The organism is Mesorhizobium shonense (assembly GCF_040545255.1).
Classification (GTDB): Bacteria; Pseudomonadota; Alphaproteobacteria; order Rhizobiales; family Rhizobiaceae; genus Mesorhizobium; species Mesorhizobium shonense.
In genome coordinates this window covers 643,503-669,935 of sequence record NZ_JBEPLM010000002.1, presented here as the reverse complement: position 1 = coordinate 669,935, position 26,433 = coordinate 643,503, and the positions used below count along the sequence as shown (strand labels likewise).

Here is a 26,433-nt window from a genome sequence, read left to right as displayed (position 1 = left end):
GCGGGCAATAGCTCCTTCGGGGCCAGCCGTCATCCTTAGCGTCGCGACAGGGCCTCGAGCGCCGCGGCGGCGTCTTCCAGGATGCTGATCGCCTCGGCCTGCTTGTCTTCCGGCGCATCGACGATATCGCCGAGCGCGGCGCGCAGCCGATGGCGCAGCGCGCGAAACCGGTCGCGCTTTTCATCGCGCTTTTCATGACGACCGCGCCGGCCGCCGTCCTCGCCATCGTCGCTCCAGCCGAACCAGTCGCGTGCCTTGGCCATCTTGCGGCCGAAACGCTCGAGGTGGTCGAGCACGTTATCGATCGTCTCGCGGTTCTCCTCGAGATGCGCCCTGCCAGCCTCGGTGATCGAGAACACCTTCTTGTTGCCTTCGCTGGACGAGACGGCATAGCCCGCTTCCTCGAGGAAAGTCAGGGTCGGATAGACCACTCCCGGGCTCGGGCTGTAGATGCCGCTGGTGCGCTCCTCCAGCGCCTTGATGATGTCGTAGCCGTGCCGCGGCGCCTCGGCCAGAAGCGACAGCGTGATCAGCTTGAGATCGCCATCGGCCAGCATGCGGCCGGCGCGGAACATGTCGCCCGGGCCGCCGCGCCCGCCGCCGCGCATTCCGTGCCCGAACGGCCCGAAGCCGCCGCCGCGGCCGCCGAAACGGCCGGCCATATGCATGAACATGCGCTCGCCGAAATGGTTGTGTCCGAAATGCTTGTGCATGGATTGCTCCTTGAGCTCTATCTTACGATATATCTTAATTAGGCCTCGGCGCTCACAGAGTCAAGATATATCTTACGATGTATCGCGACTGTAGCCAAATGACTGCGCCCACGCGGATCAAGCGAGCTACCAGCGGCCTTTGCGGCGATTCCAGGCGTAGAGAAGATCGGCGAAACGGTCATAGGCAAAGCGTGTCAGCGGCAGCGCAACCGGGTTGCCGAACAATGTCGCCAGCCAGCTTTCGCCCGGCGTTATCCGCCAGACCGCGACCGCCACATCGGCGCCGACCAGCAGCCTGCCCTCGGCATCGGTAGCATGCAGCCGGCGGCGGATGTCCTCCAGCGAGGCGCCATGTCCGGCCAGCGCCGCCGGTTCGAAATTGATGTCGCGGAATTCGACGCCGCCTGCCTTGACCGCCTCGATCAGCCGCCGCCTTTGGCGCCTGATGCCGGCATCGCAGACCGGACAGCGCGTGTTGTACCAGACAGTGAGCCGAGGCTTGGACATCGCGCGACTATCGGCGACGCGGTGTGGCATCGCAATGTGACGCGCAGCTCCAATGGAGCCTTGTCTCTGTCGCCGCTTCACCCGAGCGAGGTGATGATCTCGCGATAGGCGAATTCCGGGAAGGCCTTGAGCGTGCGCGTTCGTACACTGCCGCCCGACGACAGCATCAGCGCGAAACGGGCGAGCACCGCATCGTCCGGCGCCTCGACCACGGCCACCATGTCGCACTCGCCCATGGTCAGATAAAACGCCTTGAACGAACCGCCCATCTCGCTCAGTTGCTTCTTGGCGGCGTCGAGCCGCTTCGGCGACTCACGTACGTTCTTGGCGCCCTGCTCCGTCCAGTTGATCAGCATGATGTAGGTCGTCATGGCACACCTCCCTCCGGTGCCGCGGAGCGCGACGCCTGGCCGTTACGGCCGGCGTCGGGGCGGGCATCCGGCTTGTCGCCCAGAAATGCATCCGACCTTGAAATTAAACTCCTGTCGGGCAGCTCCGGCAAGGCAACGCGGTGGCTGGAGACGCAAAAAAGGGCGCCTAAGACGCCCTTCGATTTTGCCTGTCTGTGATTTTCGTATCAGCTGTCGAGGAAGCTTCTGAGCTTGCGCGACCGACTCGGATGCTTGAGCTTGCGCAGCGCCTTGGCCTCGATCTGGCGGATGCGCTCGCGGGTGACCGAGAACTGCTGGCCGACCTCTTCCAACGTGTGGTCGGTGTTCATGCCGATGCCGAAGCGCATTCTGAGCACGCGTTCCTCGCGCGGCGTCAGCGAGGCGAGCACACGTGTCGTCGTCTCGCGCAGATTGGCCTGGATCGCCGCATCGATCGGCAGGATCGCCATCTTGTCCTCGATGAAGTCGCCGAGATGCGAATCCTCCTCGTCGCCCACCGGCGTTTCGAGCGAGATCGGCTCCTTGGCGATCTTCAGCACCTTGCGCACTTTTTCCAGCGGCATGGCGAGCTTCTCGGCCAGTTCCTCCGGCGTCGGCTCGCGGCCGATCTCGTGCAGCATCTGGCGCGAAGTGCGCACGATCTTGTTGATCGTCTCGATCATGTGCACCGGGATGCGGATGGTGCGCGCCTGGTCGGCGATCGAGCGGGTGATCGCCTGCCGGATCCACCACGTCGCGTAGGTCGAGAACTTGTAGCCGCGGCGGTATTCGAATTTGTCAACCGCCTTCATCAGGCCGATATTGCCTTCCTGGATCAGGTCGAGGAACTGCAGGCCGCGGTTGGTGTATTTCTTGGCGATCGAGATGACGAGGCGAAGGTTCGCCTCCACCATTTCCTTCTTGGCGATCGCGGCCTCGCGCTCGCCCTTCTGCACCTGGTTGACGATCTTGCGGAATTCCAGGATCGAGATCGCCGTCTCGGTGGCGAGGCTCTGTATCTCGGCGCGCAGATCCTTGATTGCGTCCTTCTCGTTCTTGGTGAACTCCTTCCAGCCGCGCGACGTCAGGTTGGCGATCGAGCGCGTCCAGTTCGGATCGAGCTCCGAACCCTGATATTCCTTGAGGAATTCCTCGCGGCGAACGCCATAGCTCTCGGCGAGCCGAAGCAGCTTGCCCTCGTTCTGCACCAGGCGCTTGTTGATATCGTAGAGCTGCTCGACCAGCGCCTCGATGCGCGCGGTGTTGAGCGACAGCGACTTCACCGCCTTGATGAGCTGGTCCTTCAGCTCTTTCAGCCGGCGATCCTGGCTGGGCGAAAGCGTGCCGGCGGCGGCGAGACGGTTCTCGACCTGCTGGTCCTGCAGCTTGCGCAGCTTCTTGTAGGTGTCGGCGATGACGTCGAGCGTCTCCATCACCTGCGGGCGCAGTTCCGCTTCCATCGCGGCGAGCGACAGGCTTGCCTCGTCCTCGTCGTCTTCCTCTTCTTCCAGCCCGCGGGTGTCGCCGCCGCCGACATTGGTGATGTCGTCTTCTTCCTCGCGCGCCGCCGCGCGGCCGCGCGGCTTTTCCTCGGGCTTGGGCGCTTCCTCGATGCGTTCGACGACCGGCGCCTGCTTGGCCTCGGGACCGGCATAGGTCGCTTCGAGATCGATGATCTCGCGCAGCAGGATCTTCGATTCGTTGAGCTCGTCGCGCCAGATGATGATGGCCTGGAAGGTCAGCGGGCTCTCGCACAGGCCCGCGATCATCGTCTCGCGGCCGGCCTCGATGCGCTTGGCGATCGCGATTTCGCCTTCGCGCGACAGAAGCTCGACCGAGCCCATCTCGCGCAGATACATGCGCACCGGGTCGTCGGTGCGGTCGGTCGGCTCTTTCTTGGTGGTCGTGGTGGCGACGGCGGTGCCGGTCTGCTCGGCAAGCTCGTTGGCGTCTTCTTCCGAATCGCCGCCCGAATCGGCCGCCTCCGCTTCCTCGCCCTGCTCGTCGTCCTCGACGACGTTGATGCCCATGTCGGACAGCATCGCCATAGTGTCCTCGATCTGCTCGGAGGTCACTTCCTCCGAAGGCAGCACCGAGTTCAGCTCGTCCATGGTCACATAGCCGCGTTTCTTGGCGGCCTTGATCATCTTCTTGACAGCATCATCGGAAAGGTCGAGCAGAGGGCCATCGGTGGCGCCTTCACGTTCGGTCTCGACCTCTTCCTTTTCCTTTGTCGCCATTCTTTGTCGTCTCCAAGCGGCCTAGTATCGACCGCGTAAGCTGCCGGAACCGGTCATACCGATTGCGTTCGCACCAGAACGCTTCTTACCGGGCCAGCAACCGCATCATCTCTTTGTTTGGTGCATGTCGTTGCCCCAAAACGGTCTCCACTTTTTGGGCGACATGCATTAAGTCCAGATTAACCCTGGTATCTGTGGCAGGCCTTTTGCCTGTCCAGTGACCAGAACTTCGCATCGCTCAAAATTTCCCGCCGCAGCCGGGGCACGGTTAACGTTTCGAATCGTCCTGATTCCGCCAATCTGCCAGAAGGTCAAGCGCCTCTGGCATGATTCGCATGAAAAAAGCGAATCAATTACCCGACTTAGAGGCGTCGTTTCGACGCGCCTGCATATTTCCACTTCATTTCGGGGCAGATTCGCACCTAAACGCGTCCAACCCTGCCCGATGAAACGCCGAACCCTTCGATCAGCGCTTCCGTTGCCTGCATATCGTTGAATTGCGCTTGAATCTCGACGAGATGCCGGAAGTTTTCATCCGAAGGGTCTGCATCGAGCGCCGCCTGCGCCTGTTTCAGCTCTCTATGTAAGGTGCGCGCGCTGCGCTGCAAGTGCAGCGCTTGGTTGAAGGCGTCGCGGGCATCGTCAAGTCCCGCGGTTTCGAGCGCCGGCCACTGCCTTGCGCGCTTGATCAGCGCGACCGCACGCTCCCAGATGTCGCCGCACCCGGCGCGCACGATCGTGGCGATCACCGCGTCGCGGTCGTCGGCCGCATCATGTGCCATCGCGTCGAGGATAGCGGCGTGCAGTCGCCGCAGGTCCGAATTGGCGAGGTCGAGGAATTCGACATGCGCGAAATTCTCGTCGATCAGCGCCGGATGGTTGATGAGCGCCACGATGATCGTCGCCTCGCGCATCGACATGGCTTCACCCGTCCGCTTGACCAGCGCCGAGCGGCCGAGGCTTTCGGTGATGGCTGTGCGTGCGCCGGCAGCGCCCCGGCCAAACGCCCCGCCTGGCGCCGAACCTCTGCCGCGCTCGCCCGGCCGACCGTCCTGGCGTTGATGACCTTGCCGCGTGCCGCGCTGCGAGCCGAAGAAGCTTAAGACGCGTTCGCGCATCTCCTGTTGATAGTGGTAACGCAGGCTTTCGTCGCGGATGCGGCTGGTGATCTCACGCAGCCTCTTTTCGAGTTCGGCGCGCCGCTCCGGCGTGTCGAACACGCCGCCGGCTGTCTCGCGCATCCACAAAAGGTCGGCAAGCGGTCTCGCTTCCGCCAGCACCGCGCGGAAAGCGTCCGGCCCATCCGCCTTGACCAGGTCATCCGGGTCCTTGCCTTCGGGCAGCAGCGCGAAGCGAGCCGAGCGGCCGGGCTGGATCGTCGGCAGGGCCAGATCGGCGGCGCGCCATGCCGCCTTCAGCCCGGCCTGGTCGCCGTCGAAGCAAAGTACCGGCTCGCCGGCCATGCGCCACAGAAGCTCGAGCTGGTTTTCGGTAAGCGCGGTGCCGAGCGGCGCCACGGCATTCTCGAAGCCGGCCTGCGCCAGCGCGATCACGTCCATATAGCCTTCGACGGCAATCACCGTGCCGCCCTTCGCCACAGCCTTGCGGGCGCGGGCGAAATTGTAGAGCACGTTGCCTTTATGGAAGAGTTCGGTCTCGGGCGAGTTCATGTATTTGGCCAAAGCGTCCGGCGCCAGCGCCCGCCCGCCGAAGGCGATGATCCTGCCGCGCGAATCCGGGATCGGAAACATGATGCGGTCGCGGAACCAGTCGTAGGAGACCGGAATGTCGTCGCCGTGCCGCACCAGCCCGCAGGCCTCGATGTCGGCCTTTGGCACGCCCTTGGCGGCGAGATATTCCTTGAGCGCGTTGCGGCTGTCCGGCGCATAGCCGAGCCGGAACGACTGCTGCGTCGCCGGCGTCAGGCCGCGATCGCGCAGATAGGCGCGGGCCTTGGCGCCTTCCGGCCCCTGCAGGCGCTCCTGGAAGAAGACGGTCGCCATCTCCATGACGTCGGTCAGGCTGGCGCGCTCCTTCTCGCGCCGTTCCTCCGCGGCGTCGCGCACCGGCATCGGCACCCCGGCCATCTCGGCGATCTTTTCGACCGCTTCGGGAAAGCTCATGCCGTCGTGCTCGGTCAGGAACTTGAAGTGGTCGCCCGACACCGAGCAGCCGAAACAATGATAGCGGCCCTTCTTATCCTCGCAGTGGAAGGACGGGCTCTTCTCGCCGTGGAACGGGCAGCACGCCCAAAAATCGCCGCGAGACGCGTTGGTCTTCTTCCTGTCCCACGAAACGCGCTGGCCGATCACCGAGGAAATCGGCACGCGGTCGCGTATCTCGTCGAGGAAGGCGGGCGGAAAGCGCATCGGGAAAGGCTCGTTTGCCCTCATATAATCGAGCCGCACGGGCGCGACGACTCGTCAAAGCCAATCGTACCCGCTTTTCACAGACAAAAAGAAGGCGGCCGAGCGGCCGCCTTCCCTAACGTTCGGATTGTTTGCCGGGTCAGTGCGCGGCGATCGCGCCGAAGATGATACCGGAGACGATGCTGACCAGCAGGTAGTCGTTGCCGACGCGGATCCATTCCTGGCCGGGACCAGGGCGGCGCAGGCCATAACGGTGCCAGTCGCGCACCGCCTGATGGCGCTTCCAGGAGGCGTATTTCTGGCCGTTGCGCCAATGGCTGCGCTTAACCACCACCTTCTTCTTGACCACGACTTTCTTCTTCACGACGCCCGGCTTCTGCCAGTCGACCTGGGTGTAGTTGGACTGCGGCGCGCTCGGCTGAACGAGCGGGGCGGCCTGCCCCGAAAAGGCCGACGCGGCCAGCATCGAGCCGGTGACGACGGAAAGTATGAGACGTTTCATGGTCGGTACTCCTTGGTTATCGATAGGCAAGGAGATAGCCGCGGCCGCATGAACCGAAACTGAACGCTTGGATTACAATTCTGTAATGATTTCCTATGTTTGTGAAGGTCATTTCAACAAAGAGAAAAACCCGAACTGACCCTTGGCCGGCAATCGCACCGCGTCGGGCCGCCCGGTGCCGCGGGCGGATGCAACCAATATGTCTTCCATCCATTTCCGACACGCGCCGTCGCGTGCCGGCCGCTGGTCAAGCGGAGCAGAATTTATGACCCGGCTAAAATTGTTTGGAGTAATCTCGACCCTCGAAATGCTTGTGATTCGTGCCCTTTCCCCCTTCCTTGCCGCCTCATTGCGAGGCCGGGCATGAGCGGTTCCGTCGTCCTTCTGCACCTTGCCGGCGCGGTGGCGCTGATGCTGTTTGCCACCCGCCTGGTCAAGACCGGCGTCGAACGCGCCTATGGCGATATGCTGCGCCACAGGCTGCGCGCCACCATGCGCAATCCGCTGATGGCGGTTCTGGCCGGCTGCGGCCTCGCGATCGCCTTGCAAAGCTCCACCGCCGTGACGCTGCTGGTCGGTTCCTTCGCCGGCGCCGGTATCGTATCGGGCGCCGCCGGGCAGCTTGCCGTGCGCGGCGCCGAGATCGGCTCGGCACTGGTGGTCAAGCTGCTGACCTTCGACCTGTCGCTCCTGGTGCCGATCTGCCTCGTCGCTGGGACCTTCATGTTCATGGCCACCGAGAGGCGTGACTGGCGCCAGTTCGGCCGCATCCTGGTCGGTATCGGGCTATTGCTGCTGTCGCTTGAGATGATCGGCCAGGCCTCGGAACCGTTGCGCCAGAGCACGCTGATGCCGATGATCGTCAACTATTTCTCGGGCGATTTCGTCACCGCGTACCTGCTGGCCGCGCTGATCACGTGGCTGTTTCATTCCTCCATCGCCGCCGTGCTGTTGCTGGTGACGCTGGCCGGCCGCGGTTTCATCCCTCCGGAACTCGGCATCGTGCTGGTGCTCGGCGTCAATCTCGGCTCCTCGATCATCGCGCCACTGCTTACCCGCAATGCCGATCCGGGCGTGCGCGTGGTGCCGGTCGGCAACCTTCTGATGCGCGGCATGGGCTCGCTGGTCATGCTGATCCTGTTCATGACGCTGAAGCCGCCGGTCGGCTTTCTCGGCGCGACCGGACCGGACCAGATCGTCAATGCCCATATCCTGTTCAACGTGATCATTCTGCTTGCCGGATTGCCGCTCGCCGGCCTCGTCTATCGCGCTTCCGAGAAGATCGTGGCGCTCGGCGCCGGACCGGTGCCGGCGGCAGCGCTCGATGTCGTCGAATTGTCGGCGCTGAACGAAAGCGCCCTCGACACGCCGAGCCAGGCGCTGGCAAACGCCACGCGCGAAGTGGTGCGGGTCTGCGAGACGGTCGAGATCATGCTGAAGCGCATCATCGAGCTCTACGAGAGCGCCGACAGCGACAAGATCAAGGCGCTTGCGGCGCTCGACGACCGCGTCGACCAGAAGCACGCGGCGATCAAACTCTATCTCGCCAAGGTCACCAAGAACCCCTTGAGCGAGGACGAGGCGCTGCGCTGCCAGGAACTGATCGGCGCCTGCGTCAAGCTGGAGCAGGTCGGCGACATCATCGTGCGCAACATGCTGGTGCATGTCAGGAAGAAGCTGGAGCGCGGACTGGAGTTCACATCCGAGGGTTGGCGCGAGCTCAGCGCCTTCCATGCCTCGGTGCTGGCCAACGCGCGGCTTGCCTTCAACGTGCTGGTCTCGCGCGATCCCGAGACCGCCCGGCAACTGGTGCTGGAAAAGGACCTGCTGCGCGAGCGCGAGAAAGAGACCAGCGCGAGCCACTTCGTGCGCCTGCGCGACGGCACGGCCAAAAGCGTCGAGACCAGTTCGATCCACCTCGACACCATCCGCGACCTCAAGCAGATCAACTCGCTGCTTGCTTCCATGGCCTACCCGGTGCTGGAGGAGCGTGGCCTGCTCGGCGGCTCGCGGCTGAAGGCCGGATAGCAAGCCGCAAAATTGCTGTCGTGACATCAACTTGGGAACAAGATTCCGCCGTCGGCGCCGAAGCGGAAAATTAGTCTTTGCTCATCCTCTCCTCCGTCGGCTAAGGAAACATCCGAGGCCCACCGGAGGACGATTTAGTCGATGGACACCCATTCGCGCAGCTTCATCAAGGCGCTTTCCTGGCGCGCCACCGGCACGGTCGATACCATGATCATCTCGCTGGTCATAACCGGAAGCGTGAAGCTCGCTGCAGCCATCGGTGGGACTGAAGTTGTCACAAAGTCGCTGCTCTTTTACCTTCATGAGCGAGCATGGCTGAAAATTCCTTTCGGCATGCACAAGAAGCCGGCCTCGTCGTCGGCGACCGAGGCAGAGCTAAACCCGGTCAAGAAAAGCTAAAGCGGCGTCGACAATTTCTGCATTGCCCGGTGCGTCCATCCATGGTTTGAGGCCAACTCATTCAGGATCGCTTTCCGCGCCATGGTGCCCCTTATCGCCCTGTTCATTGCCGCCTTCGCTTTCGGCACGACTGAATTCGTCATCGCCGGCGTGCTGCCGGAGGTGGCGGAAGGTCTTGGCGTCTCCGTGCCCACCGCCGGCTATCTCGTCTCCGGCTATGCCTGCGGCATCGCCATCGGCGGCCCGCTTCTGGCGCTTGCGACCGGAAGGGTCTCGCGAAAGGCGCTGCTCATCGGGTTGACGATCGCCTTCACCCTTGGCCAGGCGGCTTGCGCGCTGGCGCCCGATTTCGCTTCGATGCTTCTCATGCGCATCGCAACCGCCGTGGCGCATGGCTGCTATTTCGGCGTCGCCATGGTGGTCGCGGTCGGCCTGGTGCGCGAGGATCTGCGCGGTCGGGCGGTAGCGGTTATCCTGTCGGGGCTGACGGTCTCCAACGTCATCGGCGTGCCGGCCGGCACCGCGATCGGCGGTCTCTGGGGCTGGCGGGCGACCTTCTGGGTGATGTGCGCGCTGGGCGTCGTTGCGATCGTCGCCATGGCCGCGCTGCTGCCGCGCACGGCAGGCGCCGCCAACCGGCCCGCCGGCCTTGCGCGTGAAGTGCGCGTGCTCGGCCGCCAGCAGGTCTGGACCTCGCTCATCCTGATGCTGATGCTGATGATCGGCCAATTCGGCCTGTTCACCTACATCACGCCGACGCTGATCGAAGTCACAGGCCTTGACGAGAGCCTGATCCCCTTTGTCCTGCTGCTCAACGGCGTCGGCGCCACGATCGGCGTTCTTCTGGGCGGCAAGCTTGCCGACTGGAAGCTGATGCCGTCGCTGATCGCCGTGCTCTTCCTGCAGGCGGTCATGTTGGCCGTGATCTATGCTGTCAGCCCCTATCCGGTGCCGATGATCGTCGCGATCGTCATCTGGGGCGGCCTCAACTTCGCCATCGGCGCGCCGATCCAGACCCGCATCCTCGCCTGGACGGCGGATGCTTCGAACCTTGCCTCCTCGCTGATCCCGTCGGGCTTCAATGTCGGGATAGCGCTCGCAGCCTCGCTGGGCGCTGCGATGCTCAATGCCGGCTTCGGCTATCGCAGCCTGCCGGTCGCCGGCGCGCTCGCCATGCTGGTGGCGGTGGCGGTGGCGGTCGCCTCGCAGGCCTGGGAATGGCGAAGCCGCGCAACGCCGCCGCTGCCGGCGGCAGCCGAATAGAACGCCGCGCACCGCGTTATCGCTGTGCCGCCTCAGACCGCGGGCAGCGATTGCCGGGAGCCCCCTCCAAGGATGGAAACCAAGCCGCGCAGGCCCTCTTCCAGCCTTTCCCGACTGGATGCGGCGCCCAGTGCCAGGCGCAAGCCGTCCGCGACGCCGGGCACGACGGAAAACTCCGCTGCCGGACTGATGGCCAATCCGCGGCGCCGGGCCGCGTCGCCAAGCTCTGAAGAGCGCAACCGCCCCGAGAGCGGATACCAGAGATGCAGGCTCGAATCCGCCGAGGCGAAACCTGCCGGCAGGATCTTGCGCGCGATTGCCTGCCTGGCCTCCGCTTCTGCACGCACCGCAGCCGTGATCTCGCCGGCCAAGCCGCTTCGCACCCACTCGCAGGCAAGACCCGTCATCAGCGGCGGCGCCATCATCGTGGTGCCCCGGATTGCCGCCCCGATCCGCTCGACGGTTTGTCCGTCCGGCGCCGCAAGGAAAGCGGTGCGCAGGAAAGGCGAGATGCATTTCGCCAGTGTCGCGACATGGATGGTCCGCTCCGGCGTGATACTGAGGAAGGCCGGCGGGGCCGAGGTCAGCAGAAGGCTGTAGGGATCGTCCTCGACGATGGTCAAACCGAGTTTGCCCGCCATCCGCGCCAGTTCCCGGCGCCGGCCCTCCGGCACGGTGAGCGTGGTCGGATTGTGGAGGGTCGGATTGAGATAAAGAAGACGGGCGCCGTGCCGTCGCGCCGCCTCTTCCAGATCATCGGGACGGATGCCGTCATCGTCGCGGCCGACGCCAGCCAGCTTCCGCCCCGTGGCCTCTGCCAGCGCGATCAGACCGGGATAGGTCAGCGCATCGGTAAGGATCGTGTCGCCCTCGCCGGTTTGCGACAGAAGGACAGCCGCCAGCAGCGCCTGCGCGCCCGAGCCGACAGCAATGCGCTCTGTGGGCAGCCTGCCCCCGGCTGCGGCAAGCCATGACGAGCCGGCGGCGCGTTCGGCCGGCGAACCGGGCCCGGGATGATAAGAGAGCAGCGCCTCCGCGCTGGAGCGCTTGAGCAGCGCGTCGATGCCGCTCCGGATCAATGCCGGCAGGCTGAATCCGACAGGCGCCGGCGGGATGTTCATGCTCAGGTCGAGGATCGGCTCTTCCGGCTCTCCGGGCGTGATGAAGGTGCCGCGACCGGCCGTTGCGTCGATCAGGTTCCTGCGCCGGGCTTCGGTGAACGCCCTGGTGACGGTGGTCAGGTCGACCCCCAGCACGCGGGCAAGTTCGCGCTGCGGCGGCAAGCGATCGCCCGGCTGCAAACGGCCGCTCGAACGTCCAGCCGCAAGCGCATCGACAATTCTGAGATAGATCGGGCGAGGCCCCTCCTCCAGGCAGGAAAGCCAGCCGAGGTCGCTCTCGTCGTTCATGTCGCCGCTATCCATACATTTTGTCGCATTGTATGCATACAATCATGATACTAGTATGCATGAGTGACCTCAAGCCGATCGGATGCCATGCGAGGTCCCCGGAGCGACAACCATGCAAGATCACGCACACTATCCCCACCTCGAACCCTGGCGGGTCGGAATCCGCGGCCGCTGCCCGCGCTGCGGAGAGGGCCGGCTGTTCGACGGATTTCTGAAGCTGGCGCCGAAATGCGATGTCTGTGGGCTCGACTATTCCTTTGCCGACCCGGCGGACGGTCCCGCCTTCTTCGTCATCTGCTTTGCTTGCGTGCCTTCCGTCTTGTTTGCCGTCTGGGCGCAGGTGAGCTTCGAGCCGTCGATGTGGTTCCACGCCCTTGTTTCGGTACCGTTGATTTTCGCAACCTGCATCCCGCCGCTCAGGCCGCTCAAGGGCTGGCTAGTGGCAAGCCAGTTCTACTACAAGGCCGAAGAAGGAAGACTGGCCAAGCCCGGCGAATAGGCGCGCGATAAGCGACCTGATGCATGTCGGCCGGACAGCGGTTCTGGGGTAACGGCATGCATCAAAACAACGACTTAAAGCGCGTCGCGACGCGCTTTAAAGGTCGATCCGGTATTTGAGGCTCTCCGCGCCGCCATAGGCGGCAAGCTTGACGAACCGCCCGACGAGAATGCCGCCATTGGCCAGGATCACCTGCTGCGAAGCGGGATTGTCGAGGTCGGTGGTGATCTCGACATAGCCGAGGCCCACCGCCCTTGCCTCAACCAGCATCAGCCGCAGCGCCTCGGTGGCATAGCCGCGGCCCCGCTTCCAGGGCACCACGGCATAGCCGATATGGCCAAGCACGTGCGGCGGCAGCGCCGACGTGCCCTTCTGCCAGCGAAGCCCGATGGAGCCGGCAGCCTCGCCGTCCCATATCCAGCGCCGGCAGCCGGGCAAGCGCGGCACTTTTGTCCCGTCGGGCAAAGTGATGGGCGGCCCCTTGGCCTCGGGATCGTCAAGGCCGGCGAGAAATGCCACCGGATCTTCCTCGATGGCAGCGAGCTGCTCACGTGTCGCTTCCAGAAGCCGGACATTGTCGGGCGACCAGCCGCGCTCCAACGCCACCTTGTAGGACGGCAGGTGTTCGAGCGCGGGCTTGACGATTTCGATCATGGCCCCGTGTCCTTTGCGAGGTGGGCAGGCATAGCCGCGGCCAGGATTGCCCTCAAGCTGCCTGGAATTGGATCTCGCCCTTGTTCAGGAAACATGTCTTGTCGAAGAGCGACAAATCCAGCGGATTCGGCAGCCGGATATCGCCCAGGTCGGGAAATGGCTTCTTCGACGCATCGTATGACCGGTCGATCTGCGAGATAAAGACCAGGATCAGTCCCCTGTCGCGCGCGAAAGACCTCAGCGTGGAAACCTGAACCATCAACTCCGGATTCTCGCGCCTCTGATCGAGCAGTTGCAGGTAGTCGATGACCGCCAGCGTCCCACGAGGCGCCGTCCGCAGCTTGCCGATGATGTAGTCGGCACAGATGGTGTCCGAATTGTCGAATTCGAACAGGCCGTCGAAAAGCGCCGGCTCGCCCCCGATGACGCGAAACCGGCCCAGAATGTCCGTGTGCGTATACTCCAGCGTGAAGAACACGCTGCGTCGGCCGGACTTCATCGCCTCGACCGCCAGCTCGAGGCTCATCAAGGTCTTGCCCTGCCCCGGCCTGGCGCCGACCAGCACGAGATCCCCGGATGTCAATTGCGCGAACAGATTGGTGGCAGGCGCAGCCTCGGCCGCCTTTGCTGCAAGCAGGCTCCAGCTGGCGAAGCCCTCCCCCGCAGCGACACGATCAAGGGCTTGGTGAAGCGGCATTCTATCCCTGCGGGATAAGAGCCTGGCCTGACGCTTCAGATGATAGACGGGCACGGAAAGGCGCATCGAAAACCTCCTGGTGCGAGCAGTCTTGGCAACCCCTCCTTATGCCTGGTGCTCGAACAGTCGGTTCAGCGATCGAATGCCCGGCATGAACAATGCTTTCCGATTGGAGGGAGGAGGCGTGGGCGCGCCGAATCAAATGATACCCCAATACAAACGCACCGGAAATCACGGATATTCAGGACACGCTAAACTAGAAGTGTTTCGCCGATTGGCGCGACGCCCTTTATGATTGGCGCAGGTGATTCACCGCAAGAGATAGCGGTTCGAGAGGGGAGTTGGTCCGGTGCGGTCGAAATCTGTTGCGTTGGGTATCGCCTTCCTCTGCCTCATCGCCGTTGCAATCGCCCTGACGATGTCGGCCCAGTCGTTCGCAGCGTTGCGGCCCTCGAATACTCCAGCCTGGCTGCAGGCCCATGTCGGCGAGGGCGACGGTCAGATCTCGCAAGTCGTTCTGGAGCGTGCCCGCGCGCTTTACCTGAAAAAGGTGAGCGAAGGTTCGGTGAGAAATCCCTGCTACTTCGCCATGGACGCGACGCGCCCCGGCGATTTGGGCAATGGCGTTTTGGGGCGCCGCTATTACATCATCTGCGAGGCCGAGCAGTCGTTCCGCGCGGTGTCGGCGGGGCACGGCGGCGGCCGCAACCTGAAGGGTGTCGCGGATTTTTCCAACGGCAGGCGTTGCGCGAAGAACTTCGGCAACGCGATGGATTCGGAACTGACGGCCGGCGGCGCCTATATAACCGCCGACACGAAGACGTCGTTCAAGGGCTACTACCGAACCGCCGCCAAGCAGGATGCGGTCTTCGTGCGCAGCTTCGTGCAATTCGACGGCGAAGGCGAAACCGCGAATGCCAGGCAGCGGGTCATCGGCGGGCACCCGGCCGCGTTGCTGCGGGGAATGTGTCTCCTGAAGAAGCCGCGGAGCTCCTATGCCGACCGCGACGGCTACGTCCCGTTCGGCAAGCTGGTGAATTACGCCGGCGGCCGCAGCAATGGCTGCACCAGCTGGTCGCCTGCGGATGCCGAGCTGATCATCCCGATGATCAAGGACAACCCGACGACGCTTTACATCTACCCGGAGTCGCGAGACATCGCTGCGATCGCGCGGAAAGCCGCGCTCAGGCAATCGCTGTCAAGCGCGGGCCTCTATTGGAATGCATCCTGCTTGAAGGAAATCGGCGCGCCGAAATTCTGGCCGAAAAAGACCCTCGAGCCGATCATCGCGCAATACAAGAAGGATCACCCGTTGCCGCCTGCGCAACCGGTGCCGATCTGCAAGGAGCCGTGAGGTTTTCTGACGGCGCCGCCAACCAGGGGCGATCCTACTGAAGCAACCCCTTGACGCTTTGCCTTGGCGAAGTCCATTCGGCCGTCACGGCCTGCGCCCGTTCGCTTGCAAACATTGCGAGGCACCATTCCGATCGGAGTTCGTCGTACCGCAGTATGTAGAGCGCGCCATCGCTGCCCTTCACCTTGCAGTAGCGGTAATCATCACCAAACCACTGGTCGACCATTTCGAAAACGTCCACGTGATCGCCATTGAGGCTGAACCTCCATGGCACGTCGACATTGCCGTCTTGCCGAGTTTCGACCTTGATCCGCATACGCGCCTCCGCGCTTTGATAGATGCTGATCGTTGCCTCTTCACCTAGGCACTCGCCGGACCACCTGCCACCCGACCGGATCGGGAGGGGTTCGTCGCCGGCAAAAGGGCGGACAACCGCAAGACGATCTACAGCACTTGTTCGAGAAAGGTTTTTGTGCGCGCCTCTCGCGGGTGATCCAATATTTCCTGCGGCGACCCGTGCTCCACGATGACGCCTCGATCGGTGAAATAGATGCGGTTGGCGATCTCGCGGGCGAAACCCATCTCATGGGTGACCAGAATGCAAGTCATCCCTTCCCCTGCCAGTTCGCGTATGGTGACGAGCACTTCCTTGACGGTTTCGGGGTCGAGCGCGGCCGTCACCTCGTCGAACAGCATCAAATCCGGGCGCATCGCGAGCGAGCGGGCAATGGCGACACGCTGCTGCTGGCCACCCGACAATTCTCCCGGATAGGCGTCTTCCTTCCCTTCGAGGCGCACCTTCCTGATAAGCGCCCGCGCGCGTGCCTCGACCTCGCTGCGATCCTGCTTGAGGACGTGGATCGGCGCCATCATGATGTTCTGCAGTGCGGTCTTGTGCGGGAACAGATTGTACTGCTGGAAGACCATGCCCACCTTGCGGCGCAGCGCCAGCTTGTCCACTGCCGGATCGTTGACCTCCTGTCCCTCGACGGTGATCGAGCCGGAATTGATTGGCACCAGCGCGTTGATGCAGCGGATCAATGTCGATTTGCCGGAGCCCGACGGTCCTATGATGCAGATGACCTCGCCCTTCATCACCTGGAAGCTGATGCCCTTGAGCACTTCGATCTGGCCGAACGACTTGTGCACGTCGTGGAGACGCACCATCGGTTCATCGGGAGTCCAGCTTGCCATGACTCAGCCCTTGACGTTGAAGCGCCGCTCGAGGCGGACAGTCCAAAGGTTGATCGGGTAACAGTAGATGAAGAAGCACAGCAGGGCGAAAGCGTAGAGCGGCGCCAGAAGGTCCGTTCGACCGCCTTCGGCATTGTGAACTTGCGCGGTCAGCGTCAGCATCTCGTTGATGCCCACGACCGAGGCCAGCACCGTCGCCATCGTGACCAGCGAATAGAGGTTCATCCAGGGCGGCAGCATCCGCTTCACGCACTGGGGCAGAATAATCATCCACATCGTCTGCCGGCGGCTGAACGCCAGCGAGTCGGCCGCTTCCCATTGGCCGCCGGGAATGGATTGCACCGCCCCGCGCACGATCTCGGCGACATTGGCCATGACCGGCAGCGCAAAGCCGATGACGGCCTTGACCCAGTCCGGAAACGGAATGGTGACCTCGCCGATGCGGAACTCGTAGGGGATCAGGTACATGGCGAAGAACAGCAGCACCAGCCACGGCGCGTTGCGGAAGAACTGGGTCAGGACCCACGCGCACCGGCTGAGCCAGCGGAACTCGCTCAATTGCAGCAGGCCAAGGCCGAGGCCCACGATCGTGCCCAGCGCCATCGACAGCACGGAAATAAGAAGATTGAAGCCGAAGCCGGTCAAAAGCAGCGGCATCCATTTGATGATGACGCCGACTATCGAAAGCTCTTCCGAACCTGTCTGGGCGCCCGCGGCGGGCGCGAACAAAAGGACGGCCACGGCCAAAGCCAGGCCCTGCCAGGCGCGAAACCGCAAAACCGGCACGGAAGGCGACCGAACCGGCAGCAGCACGGGCAGGTCGGTCGTCGGCGTGGCGCGCCCTTCCGTCATTGGCCGAATCCCGGAATGCGCAGCGACCGCTCCCAGCGATGCATGACCCATACGAGCACGCCCACCAGCAGAACGAATGTGGCCAGCAGCACGCACATCATTTCCGTCACGTTCTGCGATTCCGCCCAGATTTGCGTGACGGCATAAAGCGCCTCGGGAACCGCAATGGCGTAGGCAAGCGTCGTGGTCTTCAGCAAATTGACCAGATTGTTGTTCAACGCCGGCAGGCAGACACGCAACGCCAGCGGCAGGACGACATAGCGGTAGGCGCCGAGACGCGTATAGCCAAGAGCCTCGGCCGCCTCCACCGTGGTTTGCGGCACTGCTTCGATCCCGGATCGGAAGATTTCGATGTTGAAGGCGCCGGCAAACAGGGAAAGGGAAATGATCGCCCACTGCACATTGTTGAGCAGCGGTTCGCGCAGACCGATGTCGTTGTAGCTGGCAGGCAGCAACTCGCCCAGCCCGAAATAGAAGAAGAAGATCTGAACCAAGGGCGGCGTGTTGCGGAAAATGACGACGAATATCTCGATGAAGCCGCGCACCAGCCTGATCCGCGAGCTTTGTAGCCAGGCGCCGATCACGCCCACTACGAGGCTGATGAGGATCGACACAACGCTCAGATAGATCGTCATGCCAACGCCCCTGGCGAACTGGGTCGCATCGTAGGGATCGTAGAAGATCGTAAAATTCAGCCCTGTAGTTTCGTAGAGGCTACGAAACCAAGCGGCGATTTCCTGCATGCATATCACCCACTGGCAGACGCGACCAAGGCGCGCGGTCTTTGCGCGACCGCGCCGGTCGCTCGAGACATGTCAGCTCTGGTTCTTGTACTTGTCGTGCATGCGCTTTGAATAATCGGTGGGCGTGATGCCCCACTTCTGTTCGAGGTCGACGATCATGCCCTTCTTCATCCACTCGATCGTGGCCTTGGAAACGAAATCCCTCAGGTCGTCATTGCCCGGCGCTACGGCCATGATCCACGGCGTCTCCATGATGCCCTTCAGCGGCATGGAATAGTCGGCGGACCATTGCTTATCGAGCAGTTTGCCCTGGATGAACGTCTGGTCGTAAAGATAGCCGACACAATTGCCCTGCTTCAGCGCGACCAGCGGCTTGTCGGAGCCATCAAGCCCGACGATCTTGGCGCCGTATTTCTCGGCGACCGACTTGTTGTAAAACGACCCGATCGTAGCGCAGACCGGCTTGTCTTTCAGGTCCTCCCAAGACGTGATCTTGGCGCGGTTCGATGCCAGCACATTGACGGAATCCGAATAATAAGGCGGATCGACTGCTTCCACGACCTTCCGGCGCTCCGGCTTGTCGGACATGGTGGCGATGAGCAGGTCGATCTTTCCCTGCTTGAGGAACTCCATCCGGTTGGCGGCGACGACCGGCACGAATTCCAGCTTGACGCCGAGTTGCTTGGCGAGATCGGCCGCGAGATCCGGCTCGATGCCGACGATCGCCCCGGACGGATCGCGGAATCCGAACGGCTTGTAGTCGGCCTTGGTTCCGACGATAAGCGTGCCGCGGGCCTTGATGTCGTCTAGCTTGCCTGCCGAGGCTTGCGCCGTCAGCATGGCAAGCGTGATACCCGCGACGATAAAGGAAAGTCTCTTCATTCGCTCCACTCCTCCGGGATAATGCGCGTCGTGCCCCGTCCCACCGGTGGTCATAGCGGAAGCAGACCAGTCAGGATGACATAAGCCGGTAGCCTCGAAGCTAGAGCGCGCTTATCGAAGGTCAATGAACCGAAGGGGCCTGCAAGGGTCTTTAGGGGTGGCCAGCAGGCCGTGCACGCTGGACGATCGCCGAGGCCAACACATCGAGGGCGTCGATTTTCTCCGCGCCGGCATAGAGACCATCGACAAGGAGCGAAAGTTCGGTGCAAGCGATCGCCAGAAAATCGACATCGCCGGCAAGCAACTGGCTGGCGACGGCATTGAACCGGCTGCGCAAATCAGCCGTCGCACCTTCTTTCTTGACCGCCCTGATGATGGCCATGATTTCCGTCTGATCGTCGGGATATCGGGTTTCGATTCCGAATGCTTCGAACGCTCTTTCATAGAGCCCCAGTTGCAGCACTGCGCTGGAGGCGAGCATGCCGATGCGTCGCCGGCGCAGCGGCTGGCGCGCGATCGCCTCGGCGGTCAGCGTGACCATGTCGAGAAGCGGTATGCGCACGGCCGCCGCGATATCGCCGGCGTAGCCATGGGCGGTGTTGCAGGCGATGGCGAGCATCGTGGCGCCGGCGCTCTCCAGCCCCTTCGCCATACGCACCAGCTCGTCGAGCGGGCTCGGCCCGGTGCCGTTGATCAAGGCATCGATGCGGGACGGAACTTTCGGGTTCTGGTCGACCAGAAGGTGGATGTGGTCGGCGTCGTCCGCGGCGGGCGTCGCCTCCATGACCCGGCGCATCAGGTCGATCGTAGCCGCGGGCCCCATGCCGCCGAGCAGGCCGACGATGGGATGAGCGGGCGGAAAGTAGCGGCTCATCTTGATAGGACCTTCTGAATACCCTTCGGAGCGGGCGGGATGCCGTTCAGAAATTGCTCTGGAGATCGGTCGGATAACCGAACAACCCGGCCGAGCCGCCGGTATGCAGAAAGACGACGGTCTCGCCTTTCTTGAAGAAACCCTTCTTCGCCAGATCGATCAGCCCAGCCATGCCCTTTCCGGAATAGACCGGGTCGAGCAGGATGGCATCGGTGCGCGCCAGCATGCGGATCGCCTTGATCGTATCGGCAGCCGGCAAGCCGTAGCCCTCGCCGACGTAATCGCAATTGGCAACGACATCCTCGCGCCTGACGGCTCCGGCAATGCCAAGCTTCTCGGCCGTCCGGCATGCGAGTGAAAAGACGTTTTCCTCCTGCTTTTCCTTCGGCGCACGCACACCGATGCCGAGCACGGGCACGCCGCTGTTGATGCCGACAAGTCCGGTGACTAGGCCAGCCTGGGTTCCGGCACTGCCGGTCGCATGCACGACGTGATCGATTCTGAGGCCGATGGCGTTCGCTTGGTAGACCAGCTCGATGGCGGCATTGACATAGCCAAGCGCGCCCGTCGGGTTCGATCCCCCGCCCGGTATCGTGTAGACTTTGCGGCCTTCGGCGCGCAGCCGTTCGGCGGCCTTTTCCATCTCGCCGTTCATGTCGGGATTGGCCGGGCAGCGCTCGATCGTCGCGCCATGCAGACGGTCGAGCAGCACATTGCCGTTTTCCTTGTAGTCGAAATCGGTCTTGCCGGTTCGGTCCTCCAAAAGCAGATGGCAGGCCATGCCGAGCTTAGCCGCGGCAGCCGCCGTCTGCCGCGCATGATTGGATTGGGTAGCGCCCTGCGTCATGACGGTGTCGGCGCCTTCGGCCAGCGCTTGCGCCATCAGGAATTCAAGCTTGCGCGTCTTGTTGCCGCCGGTCGACAGGCCGGTGCAGTCGTCGCGCTTGATCCATATCTCCGGGCCGTTCAATTCCCGTGTCAGGTTCGCCAGCTTTTCGAGGGGAGTAGGCAGATGGCCGAGCGCAACACGACGATAGCGGGCGAGATTCATCATCGTGTTCTCCTTCATGGCAGGAAAACCGCACCGTTTTGGGAAGGCGCCGGCGCGGCTTGAGCAGGCCTACGTGCCCAGCCTTACATGGGCCTCGCTGCGGAGGCGGCAAGAATGCCCATTGACGCAGTCCCCTACTGAAGCAGCCCCTTGACGATGGCGCTGGCCTTGGCGAAGTCCATCTGGCCGGCATATTTCTGCTTGAGCGCGCCGATCACCTTGCCCATGTCCTTCTGGCTGGCCGCGCCGGTGGCTGCGATCGCCTCGCGGGCTGCGGCAGCGATGGCAGCATCGTCGAGCTGCGTCGGCAGGAACTCGCGGATGATCTCCATCTCGCCGCGTTCCTGGGCGGCCAGCTCCGGCCGCTTGCCGTCCTCGAACGCCTTGGCCGATTCCTCGCGCTGCTTCACCATCTTGGAGAGAATCTGCAGGATCTCTTCCTCGCTCGCTGCCGGCTTGCCGGCGCCGCGATTGGCGATGTCGCGGTCATGGATGGCGGCCTGGATCAGCCTGAGCGTCGGCAGGCGATGCTTGTCCTGCGCCTTCATCGCACTCTTCATGGATTCGGCGATTTTTGCGCGCATGGTGCTTTCTCCTTCGACCGCGGCGGACCATAACGCTGCCGATTGCGCAAGGCAAATTTCGCACTGCGCTGCAAATCACTGATATTGTTGGACGAAATAAATCGATGCCGGTTTGCGGCCGCATCATTGACCGTTTTGGCGCCTTCCCCTATGTACTCGGCCCTGCATGTAACAATCAGTAGGCGCGCTGAGGGCTCGAGAAATCGCTGCCGCGCGCCGTTTGCTGCGCAAATCGTCCCGCAACGGGACGATCCGCAAACAGCCTTAGGAGTGCCGCCATGGCAGCGATGACCGCCCCCTGGGCCACCGAGAAGCCGACCGCCCTTCTGGTGCTTGCCGACGGCACGGTGATCGAGGGCCGCGGCCTGGGCGCCACCGGATCGGCCGTCGCCGAAGTGTGCTTCAACACCGCGCTCACCGGATATGAGGAGATCCTCACCGATCCCTCCTATGCCGGCCAGATCGTCACCTTCACCTTCCCACATATCGGCAATGTCGGCACCAACGCCGAGGATATCGAGGATTTGCATCCGGCTGCCCGCGCGGGCGCCGTCGGCGCCATCTTCAAGGCCAATGTCACCGACCCGTCCAACTACCGGGCGGCCGGGCACCTCGATCAGTGGCTGAAGAAGCGCGGCATCGTCGCGCTTTCGGGCATCGACACCCGTGCGCTCACCGTGCTGATCCGGGAAAAGGGCATGCCCAATGCAGTCATCGCGCATGCGCCCGACGGCGTCTTCGACCTCGACGACCTGAAGCGGCAGGCCGCCGCGTGGTCGGGCCTGATCGGGCTGGACCTCGCCAAGGAGGTCACCTCGGGCCAGTCCTCGGTCTGGCGCGAGACGCCCTGGGCCTGGAACAAAGGCTTCGGCGAGCAGGATGAGCCGTCGCTGCACGTCGTGGCGATCGACTATGGCGTCAAGCGCAACATCCTGCGCCTGCTCGCCGGCCTCGGTGCCAAAGTCACCGTCGTGCCGGCCCAGACCGACGCGGAAGAGATCTTGGCCATGCAGCCCGATGGCATCTTCCTGTCGAACGGCCCTGGCGACCCGGAAGCGACCGGCGAATATGCCGTGCCGGTCATCCAGGATCTCTTGAAGACCGACATCCCGCTGTTCGGCATCTGCCTCGGCCACCAGATGCTGGCGCTGGCGCTCGGCGGCAGGACCGAAAAAATGCATCAGGGGCACCACGGCGCCAACCATCCGGTCAAGGACCACACCACCGGCAAGGTCGAGATCGTCTCGATGAACCATGGCTTCGCCGTCGACGCCGACTCGCTGCCCGAAGGCGTCGAGGAGACGCATGTCTCGCTGTTCGACGGCTCGAATTGCGGCATCGCGCTGACCGGCCGGCCGGTATTCTCGGTCCAGCACCATCCCGAGGCCTCGCCCGGCCCGCAGGATTCGCACTATCTCTTCCGCCGCTTCGCCAACCTCATCCGCGAGCGTCGCGGCGAGCCGGCGTTGGCCGAACGTTGACTTGCATTTCGCTCGTTAGCTATAATATCGCATTTGAAAATCGCGAGCTGCGTTAGGCGATATTGCCGGTATGAAGACGATCATTCTGTCGGCGGCTGCAGCTCGCGACCTCGATAACCTGCCTGCCGATGTTCGAGAGCAGGTATCCGAGGGCTTGATTGCCTATGCCGTAAGCGGCCGAGGAGATGTCAAACGCCTCGCCGGTAGAGATGGTTACAGGCTGCGGATTGGTCGCTACCGGGTCATATTCGATGAGGATAGAATTACCATCCTCGCGATCTACATAGGAAAACGCGAAACGACGACTTACAGCAGGCCATAACAGGACAAGATGTCATGAATGCCCCGCAAATCATCAAAACCTCAACCGGCGAGGAATTGGTCGTCATCCCCAAAGCGGATTACGAGGCGTTGCTGCACGCTGCCGAAGAGGCTCTCGAAGATGCTGCGGATGTCGCGATCTATGACGAGCGCAAAGCAGACCTCAAAACCGAACAGGCCCTCCCGGCAGACGTCACCATGGACGTCTTGCGTGGCTCCAGTCGGCTAAGGGCGTTACGCAACTGGCGAAAACTTACTCAGGCTGAACTGGCGGCGACCATCGGTGTCAGTCAGGGTTTCCTGTCGGACCTCGAATCCAATCGCCGTAAGCCGTCGGCGCAGACCAGCGCAATGCTGGCGAAGGCGCTCGATGTTCCCGGCGAATGGATCGAGCCTTAAAACAGGAAGTCACGCAGCGACGCGGCTCAAGCCGCGTCGGTCACCGCCTCCTGCGCATGCATGCGCTCGACTTCCTTCGGGGTCGGCTTGGCCACTTTCGTCACGAAGACGATAACCGCCAGCGTGAGGAAAACAGCGCCGAGCACATAAGGCGCCCCGCCGAACTCGACCGGCGCGCTCGGGCCGGTGAACCAGGAAAAGATCGCCGTATAAAGCAGCGGCGTGACGATCGAGGTGATCGAGAAGATCGAGGTCATCGCGCCTTGCAGTTCGCCCTGCGCCGAAGGCGGCACCTTGGCGGCGGCGAGGCTTCTCAGCGGCGGGTCGGCCAGCGCTTCCAGGCAGCCGGCGACGATCACCGCATAGATCATCCAGCCTTGCGTCGCGAATGCATAGCCAAAGGCGCTGAGCGCGGTGAAGGTGAGCCCGATTGCCGCCGTCTTCCACTCGCCGAGCGTGGGGATGACCCGCGGCAGCACCGTCGCCATGATGATCGCGCCGCACAGGCCGAAAGCGCCGAGCGAGAAGCCGATCTGCTGCTCGTTCCAGCCATAGCGATAGCTGGAGACGAAGGACCAGACCGCCGGATACATCATGTGGCCGAGCGTCATCAGGAAGAAGACGAGTCCGATCCAGCCAATGCCCGGATAGTTGCGCATCTGGATGAGCGTGCCGACCGGGTTCGCCCGTTTCCACTCGAAGCGGCGACGGTGCTTTTCGTCCAGCGTCTCCGGCAGGAAGAACATCGCGATCAGGAAATTCACCAAGGCAAGCCCCGCCGCGAAGTAGAACGGCACGCGCGGCCCGAACGTGCCGAGCAGTCCGCCGAGCACCGGGCCGATGACGAAGCCGACGCCGAAGGCGATCCCGAGCAGGCCGAAATTCTTGGCCCGGTTCTCGTCGTTCGAGATGTCGGCGATGAAGGCGGACGTCGTCGAATAGCTGGCGCCGGAAATGCCGGCAAGCACGCGCCCGATGAACAGCATCGGATAGGACCACGCGACGGCGCAGATCAGATTGTCGATGGAAAAGGTGAGCACCGAGGCGAGCAGGATCGGCCGCCGGCCGAAGCGGTCGCTCAAGCCGCCGATGACCGGCGCGAAGAAGAACTGCATGGCCGCATAGACGAAGAACAGCCAGCCGCCCTCGATCGCCGCCTCGCTGACGCCCACGCCCGTCAATTCCTGCAGATAGGCGGGCAGCACCGGCATGATGATGCCGAAGCCGATGACGTCGAGCAGCAGCGTCGTGAAAACGAGCGCAAGGCCCCGCTTGGCGGTTTTTGGGTCGATCATGGTGATAAGCTCCTCGGCCGCCTGGGCGGGAGGCAACTTATAGGCGAGCTTGCCGCCCGGAACAATAAGCGAACGACGGCAACTGCCTCATCCTGACATCAGGTGCCGGTAGCCGCTGTGAGAAGACTGCAACCCGGCGCATCACCTCAGACCGGATTGTTGAAGGTATCGCAGTCCGAAAGCTTGCCGCTCTTGTAGCCGCGCGCCAGCCAGGTCTGCCGCTGCGCTGATGTGCCGTGGTTGAAGCTTTCAGGCACGACATAACCCTGCATCTTCTTCTGCAGCGTGTCGTCGCCGATCTGCTGGGCGGCGTTCAGCGCGCTCTCCATGTCGCCCTGCTCCAATATGCCCTTCTGCGCGGTGTAGTGCGCCCAGACGCCGGCGAAGCAGTCGGCCTGGAGCTCGACCCGCACCGACATCTGGTTGGCCTCCGCCTCGCCCATGCTCTGCCGCATCTGGTTGAACTTTTGCATGATGCCGGTGAGGTTCTGCACGTGATGGCCGACCTCATGCGCGATAACATAGGCGCGGGCGAACTCGCCCGAGGCGCCGAACTGCTGGTCGAGCTGTTGGAAGAAGGTCATGTCGAGATAGACCTTGCGGTCGCCGGGGCAATAGAACGGCCCCGCCGCCGAGGAGGCAAAGCCGCAGGCCGAGCGGATCTGGCCGCTGAACAACACCAGCTTCGGGTCTTCGTAAGTGAGGCCGCTGGCCTTGAAGATGCCGGTCCAGGTGTCCTCGGTCTCGGCAAGCACGGTCGCCACGAACTGCTTCATCTCGTCGGAAGCAGGCGCCCCTGTGCTGTCCTGCGAGCCGCTGTTGTCGGTGATCTGGCCGCCGCCGCCCGGCACCAGGCCGCCGCTCCCGTCACCCAGGATCTGCGATGGATCGAAGCCGAAATACCATCCCGCGAGAACGACCAGGATGACCAGAATGATGCTCGAGCCGCCGCCGGCGCGGCCGCCGATCGGAATGCGGAACTGGCCCGGGCTGCCGCCGAGACCGCCGCCGAACCCGCCGCCGCTATCGCTGCGCTGATCCTCGATGTTGTCGCTCTGACGACGGCCTCTCCAAAGCATGGCAACTCCTCGCACCACGGATGTCCTGGAAGGTCCGGCCCGCGACCGCCCCTCGGCCAACAATTATCGCAACGCATACGCCAAGTCACAGCATTTTTCGCCGCCGGCAGCGCAGCGCCGCGCTCCGCAACCCGTTCCTCATCTCCGAACGTTCGGGCTCAGCGGGCTGCCGTCATTGCTCTGCGAAAAGCGTCCAGCGTCTCGGCGCTGACATGGTGCTCGATGCCCTCGGCATCGATGCGCGCCGTCTCGGCGCTGACGCCTAGCGAGCGCAGGAAGGCCTCGACCGTCTGGTGACGGATGCGGCTCTCTTCGGCGACCTTCCGGCCGGCTTCGGTCAGGAACACCCCGCGATAGGGCTTCCTGGAGACCAACCCGTCGGCGCAGAGCCTGGTCAGCATTTTCGCCACGGTGGGTTGCGCGACGCCAAGCCTGGCCGCGATATCGACCTGACGGGCTTCGTTGCCGTCCTCGATCAGATCGGCGATCAGCTCGACGTAGTCCTCGACGAGCGCGCTGCGGCGCGCTTCGCGCGTGTGCCGGAACCCTTCCGAATGGATTTCGGCATCGGGAAGCGGCTTTTCGCGTCGAACCGGTCTGTTCCTCAGCGCCAATACGCGCCCCTCCTTCTTGGCTGCCCGAAGGCTGAATCGGGATCGCATTCATAACACGA

At 63.2% G+C, this 26,433-nt stretch carries 28 protein-coding genes; 8 read left to right on the top strand and 20 right to left on the bottom strand.

Annotated features, from left to right (window positions below; all coding sequences use genetic code 11):
• Positions 1-35: 35 nt before the first annotated feature.
• The 6 genes from ABID26_RS08735 to ABID26_RS08710 form a co-directional block, all read right to left on the bottom strand.
• Entirely contained in the window at positions 36-713 is a 678-nt protein-coding gene (locus ABID26_RS08735) for a PadR family transcriptional regulator (protein ID WP_292299991.1), read from the bottom strand.
• A gap of 126 nt (positions 714-839) precedes the next feature.
• Positions 840-1,220 carry a thiol-disulfide oxidoreductase DCC family protein gene (locus ABID26_RS08730; protein WP_126098890.1) on the bottom strand — a complete coding sequence of 127 codons (381 nt, stop codon included), beginning with the start codon at positions 1,218-1,220 and terminating at the stop codon, positions 840-842.
• A gap of 77 nt (positions 1,221-1,297) precedes the next feature.
• Entirely contained in the window at positions 1,298-1,591 is a 294-nt protein-coding gene (locus ABID26_RS08725; protein ID WP_126098889.1) for a GYD domain-containing protein, read from the bottom strand.
• Positions 1,592-1,797: 206 nt separating this feature from the next.
• On the bottom strand, positions 1,798-3,831 hold the full coding sequence (gene rpoD / locus ABID26_RS08720) for an RNA polymerase sigma factor RpoD (protein ID WP_126098888.1): 2,034 nt from the start codon (positions 3,829-3,831) through the stop codon (positions 1,798-1,800).
• 422 nt (positions 3,832-4,253) lie between these two features.
• Complete coding sequence (gene dnaG / locus ABID26_RS08715; protein WP_292299988.1) at positions 4,254-6,200, bottom strand: DNA primase; 1,947 nt, start codon at positions 6,198-6,200, stop codon at positions 4,254-4,256.
• A 139-nt stretch (positions 6,201-6,339) separates the two neighbouring features.
• The gene (locus ABID26_RS08710) at positions 6,340-6,702 is read right to left on the bottom strand and encodes an RcnB family protein (protein WP_292299986.1); all 363 of its coding nucleotides are present in this window, start codon (positions 6,700-6,702) and stop codon (positions 6,340-6,342) included.
• Positions 6,703-7,065: 363 nt separating this feature from the next.
• Here ABID26_RS08710 and ABID26_RS08705 point away from each other — a divergent pair, with 363 nt between their 5' ends.
• The 3 genes from ABID26_RS08705 to ABID26_RS08695 all read left to right on the top strand — a co-directional run bounded on the left by ABID26_RS08705 (position 7,066) and on the right by ABID26_RS08695 (position 10,392).
• On the top strand, positions 7,066-8,730 hold the full coding sequence (locus ABID26_RS08705; RefSeq protein ID WP_292299984.1) for a Na/Pi cotransporter family protein: 1,665 nt from the start codon (positions 7,066-7,068) through the stop codon (positions 8,728-8,730).
• Between the two features lie 141 nt (positions 8,731-8,871).
• Positions 8,872-9,129 (top strand): DUF2061 domain-containing protein, encoded by a 258-nt coding sequence (locus ABID26_RS08700; protein WP_126098884.1) that lies wholly within the window; start codon positions 8,872-8,874, stop codon positions 9,127-9,129.
• Between the two features lie 81 nt (positions 9,130-9,210).
• Complete coding sequence (locus ABID26_RS08695) at positions 9,211-10,392, top strand: MFS transporter (RefSeq protein WP_292299981.1); 1,182 nt, start codon at positions 9,211-9,213, stop codon at positions 10,390-10,392.
• Between the two features lie 32 nt (positions 10,393-10,424).
• Here the strand turns inward: ABID26_RS08695 and ABID26_RS08690 are convergent, their stop codons facing one another.
• Positions 10,425-11,801, bottom strand: a complete 1,377-nt coding sequence (locus ABID26_RS08690) for an aminotransferase-like domain-containing protein (protein WP_189521498.1) — start codon at positions 11,799-11,801, stop codon at positions 10,425-10,427.
• A gap of 112 nt (positions 11,802-11,913) precedes the next feature.
• On the opposite strand from ABID26_RS08690, the gene ABID26_RS08685 reads away from it, so the two are divergent.
• The gene (locus ABID26_RS08685) at positions 11,914-12,300 is read left to right on the top strand and encodes a DUF983 domain-containing protein (protein ID WP_126098881.1); all 387 of its coding nucleotides are present in this window, start codon (positions 11,914-11,916) and stop codon (positions 12,298-12,300) included.
• A 96-nt stretch (positions 12,301-12,396) separates the two neighbouring features.
• On the opposite strand, the gene ABID26_RS08680 is transcribed toward ABID26_RS08685, so the two are convergent.
• Positions 12,397-12,954: a GNAT family N-acetyltransferase gene (locus tag ABID26_RS08680; protein WP_292299977.1), complete on the bottom strand. Its 558-nt coding sequence runs from the start codon at positions 12,952-12,954 to the stop codon at positions 12,397-12,399.
• A 52-nt stretch (positions 12,955-13,006) separates the two neighbouring features.
• Entirely contained in the window at positions 13,007-13,717 is a 711-nt protein-coding gene (locus tag ABID26_RS08675; RefSeq protein WP_126098879.1) for a DNA helicase, read from the bottom strand.
• Between the two features lie 283 nt (positions 13,718-14,000).
• Here ABID26_RS08675 and ABID26_RS08670 point away from each other — a divergent pair, with 283 nt between their 5' ends.
• On the top strand, positions 14,001-15,005 hold the full coding sequence (locus ABID26_RS08670; RefSeq protein WP_126098878.1) for a hypothetical protein: 1,005 nt from the start codon (positions 14,001-14,003) through the stop codon (positions 15,003-15,005).
• A gap of 34 nt (positions 15,006-15,039) precedes the next feature.
• On the opposite strand, the gene ABID26_RS08665 is transcribed toward ABID26_RS08670, so the two are convergent.
• From ABID26_RS08665 to ABID26_RS08630, 8 genes are all read right to left on the bottom strand, one after another.
• Positions 15,040-15,321 (bottom strand): hypothetical protein, encoded by a 282-nt coding sequence (locus ABID26_RS08665; protein WP_126098877.1) that lies wholly within the window; start codon positions 15,319-15,321, stop codon positions 15,040-15,042.
• Between the two features lie 128 nt (positions 15,322-15,449).
• Positions 15,450-16,199, bottom strand: a complete 750-nt coding sequence (locus tag ABID26_RS08660) for an amino acid ABC transporter ATP-binding protein (protein WP_126098876.1) — start codon at positions 16,197-16,199, stop codon at positions 15,450-15,452.
• A gap of 3 nt (positions 16,200-16,202) precedes the next feature.
• Positions 16,203-17,051: an amino acid ABC transporter permease gene (locus ABID26_RS08655; RefSeq protein WP_126098875.1), complete on the bottom strand. Its 849-nt coding sequence runs from the start codon at positions 17,049-17,051 to the stop codon at positions 16,203-16,205.
• Positions 17,048-17,794 (bottom strand): amino acid ABC transporter permease, encoded by a 747-nt coding sequence (locus ABID26_RS08650; protein WP_126098874.1) that lies wholly within the window; start codon positions 17,792-17,794, stop codon positions 17,048-17,050. Before ABID26_RS08650 ends, ABID26_RS08655 begins: the two co-directional genes overlap by 4 nt.
• A 72-nt stretch (positions 17,795-17,866) precedes the next feature.
• Positions 17,867-18,676: a transporter substrate-binding domain-containing protein gene (locus tag ABID26_RS08645; protein WP_126098873.1), complete on the bottom strand. Its 810-nt coding sequence runs from the start codon at positions 18,674-18,676 to the stop codon at positions 17,867-17,869.
• Positions 18,677-18,827: 151 nt separating this feature from the next.
• Complete coding sequence (gene cuyB, locus ABID26_RS08640; RefSeq protein WP_292344236.1) at positions 18,828-19,550, bottom strand: cysteate racemase; 723 nt, start codon at positions 19,548-19,550, stop codon at positions 18,828-18,830.
• Between the two features lie 46 nt (positions 19,551-19,596).
• Positions 19,597-20,601 carry a D-cysteate sulfo-lyase gene (cuyA, locus tag ABID26_RS08635; RefSeq protein ID WP_292344271.1) on the bottom strand — a complete coding sequence of 335 codons (1,005 nt, stop codon included), beginning with the start codon at positions 20,599-20,601 and terminating at the stop codon, positions 19,597-19,599.
• A gap of 134 nt (positions 20,602-20,735) precedes the next feature.
• Positions 20,736-21,185 (bottom strand): GatB/YqeY domain-containing protein, encoded by a 450-nt coding sequence (locus tag ABID26_RS08630; protein WP_292344235.1) that lies wholly within the window; start codon positions 21,183-21,185, stop codon positions 20,736-20,738.
• 278 nt (positions 21,186-21,463) lie between these two features.
• On the opposite strand from ABID26_RS08630, the gene carA reads away from it, so the two are divergent.
• The 3 genes from carA (at position 21,464) to ABID26_RS08615 (ending at position 23,386) form a co-directional block, all read left to right on the top strand.
• Positions 21,464-22,666: a glutamine-hydrolyzing carbamoyl-phosphate synthase small subunit gene (gene carA / locus ABID26_RS08625; RefSeq protein WP_292344234.1), complete on the top strand. Its 1,203-nt coding sequence runs from the start codon at positions 21,464-21,466 to the stop codon at positions 22,664-22,666.
• A 70-nt stretch (positions 22,667-22,736) separates the two neighbouring features.
• On the top strand, positions 22,737-22,988 hold the full coding sequence (locus tag ABID26_RS08620; protein ID WP_292344233.1) for a type II toxin-antitoxin system RelE family toxin: 252 nt from the start codon (positions 22,737-22,739) through the stop codon (positions 22,986-22,988).
• A 14-nt stretch (positions 22,989-23,002) separates the two neighbouring features.
• Complete coding sequence (locus ABID26_RS08615) at positions 23,003-23,386, top strand: helix-turn-helix domain-containing protein (protein ID WP_292344232.1); 384 nt, start codon at positions 23,003-23,005, stop codon at positions 23,384-23,386.
• Positions 23,387-23,412: 26 nt separating this feature from the next.
• On the opposite strand, the gene ABID26_RS08610 is transcribed toward ABID26_RS08615, so the two are convergent.
• From ABID26_RS08610 to mntR, 3 genes are all read right to left on the bottom strand, one after another.
• Positions 23,413-24,681 (bottom strand): TCR/Tet family MFS transporter, encoded by a 1,269-nt coding sequence (locus ABID26_RS08610; RefSeq protein WP_292344231.1) that lies wholly within the window; start codon positions 24,679-24,681, stop codon positions 23,413-23,415.
• Between the two features lie 146 nt (positions 24,682-24,827).
• On the bottom strand, positions 24,828-25,760 hold the full coding sequence (gene ypfJ, locus ABID26_RS08605) for a KPN_02809 family neutral zinc metallopeptidase (protein WP_292344230.1): 933 nt from the start codon (positions 25,758-25,760) through the stop codon (positions 24,828-24,830).
• A 158-nt stretch (positions 25,761-25,918) separates the two neighbouring features.
• Entirely contained in the window at positions 25,919-26,374 is a 456-nt protein-coding gene (gene mntR / locus ABID26_RS08600) for a manganese-binding transcriptional regulator MntR (protein ID WP_292344229.1), read from the bottom strand.
• Between the last annotated feature and the right edge of the window lie 59 nt (positions 26,375-26,433).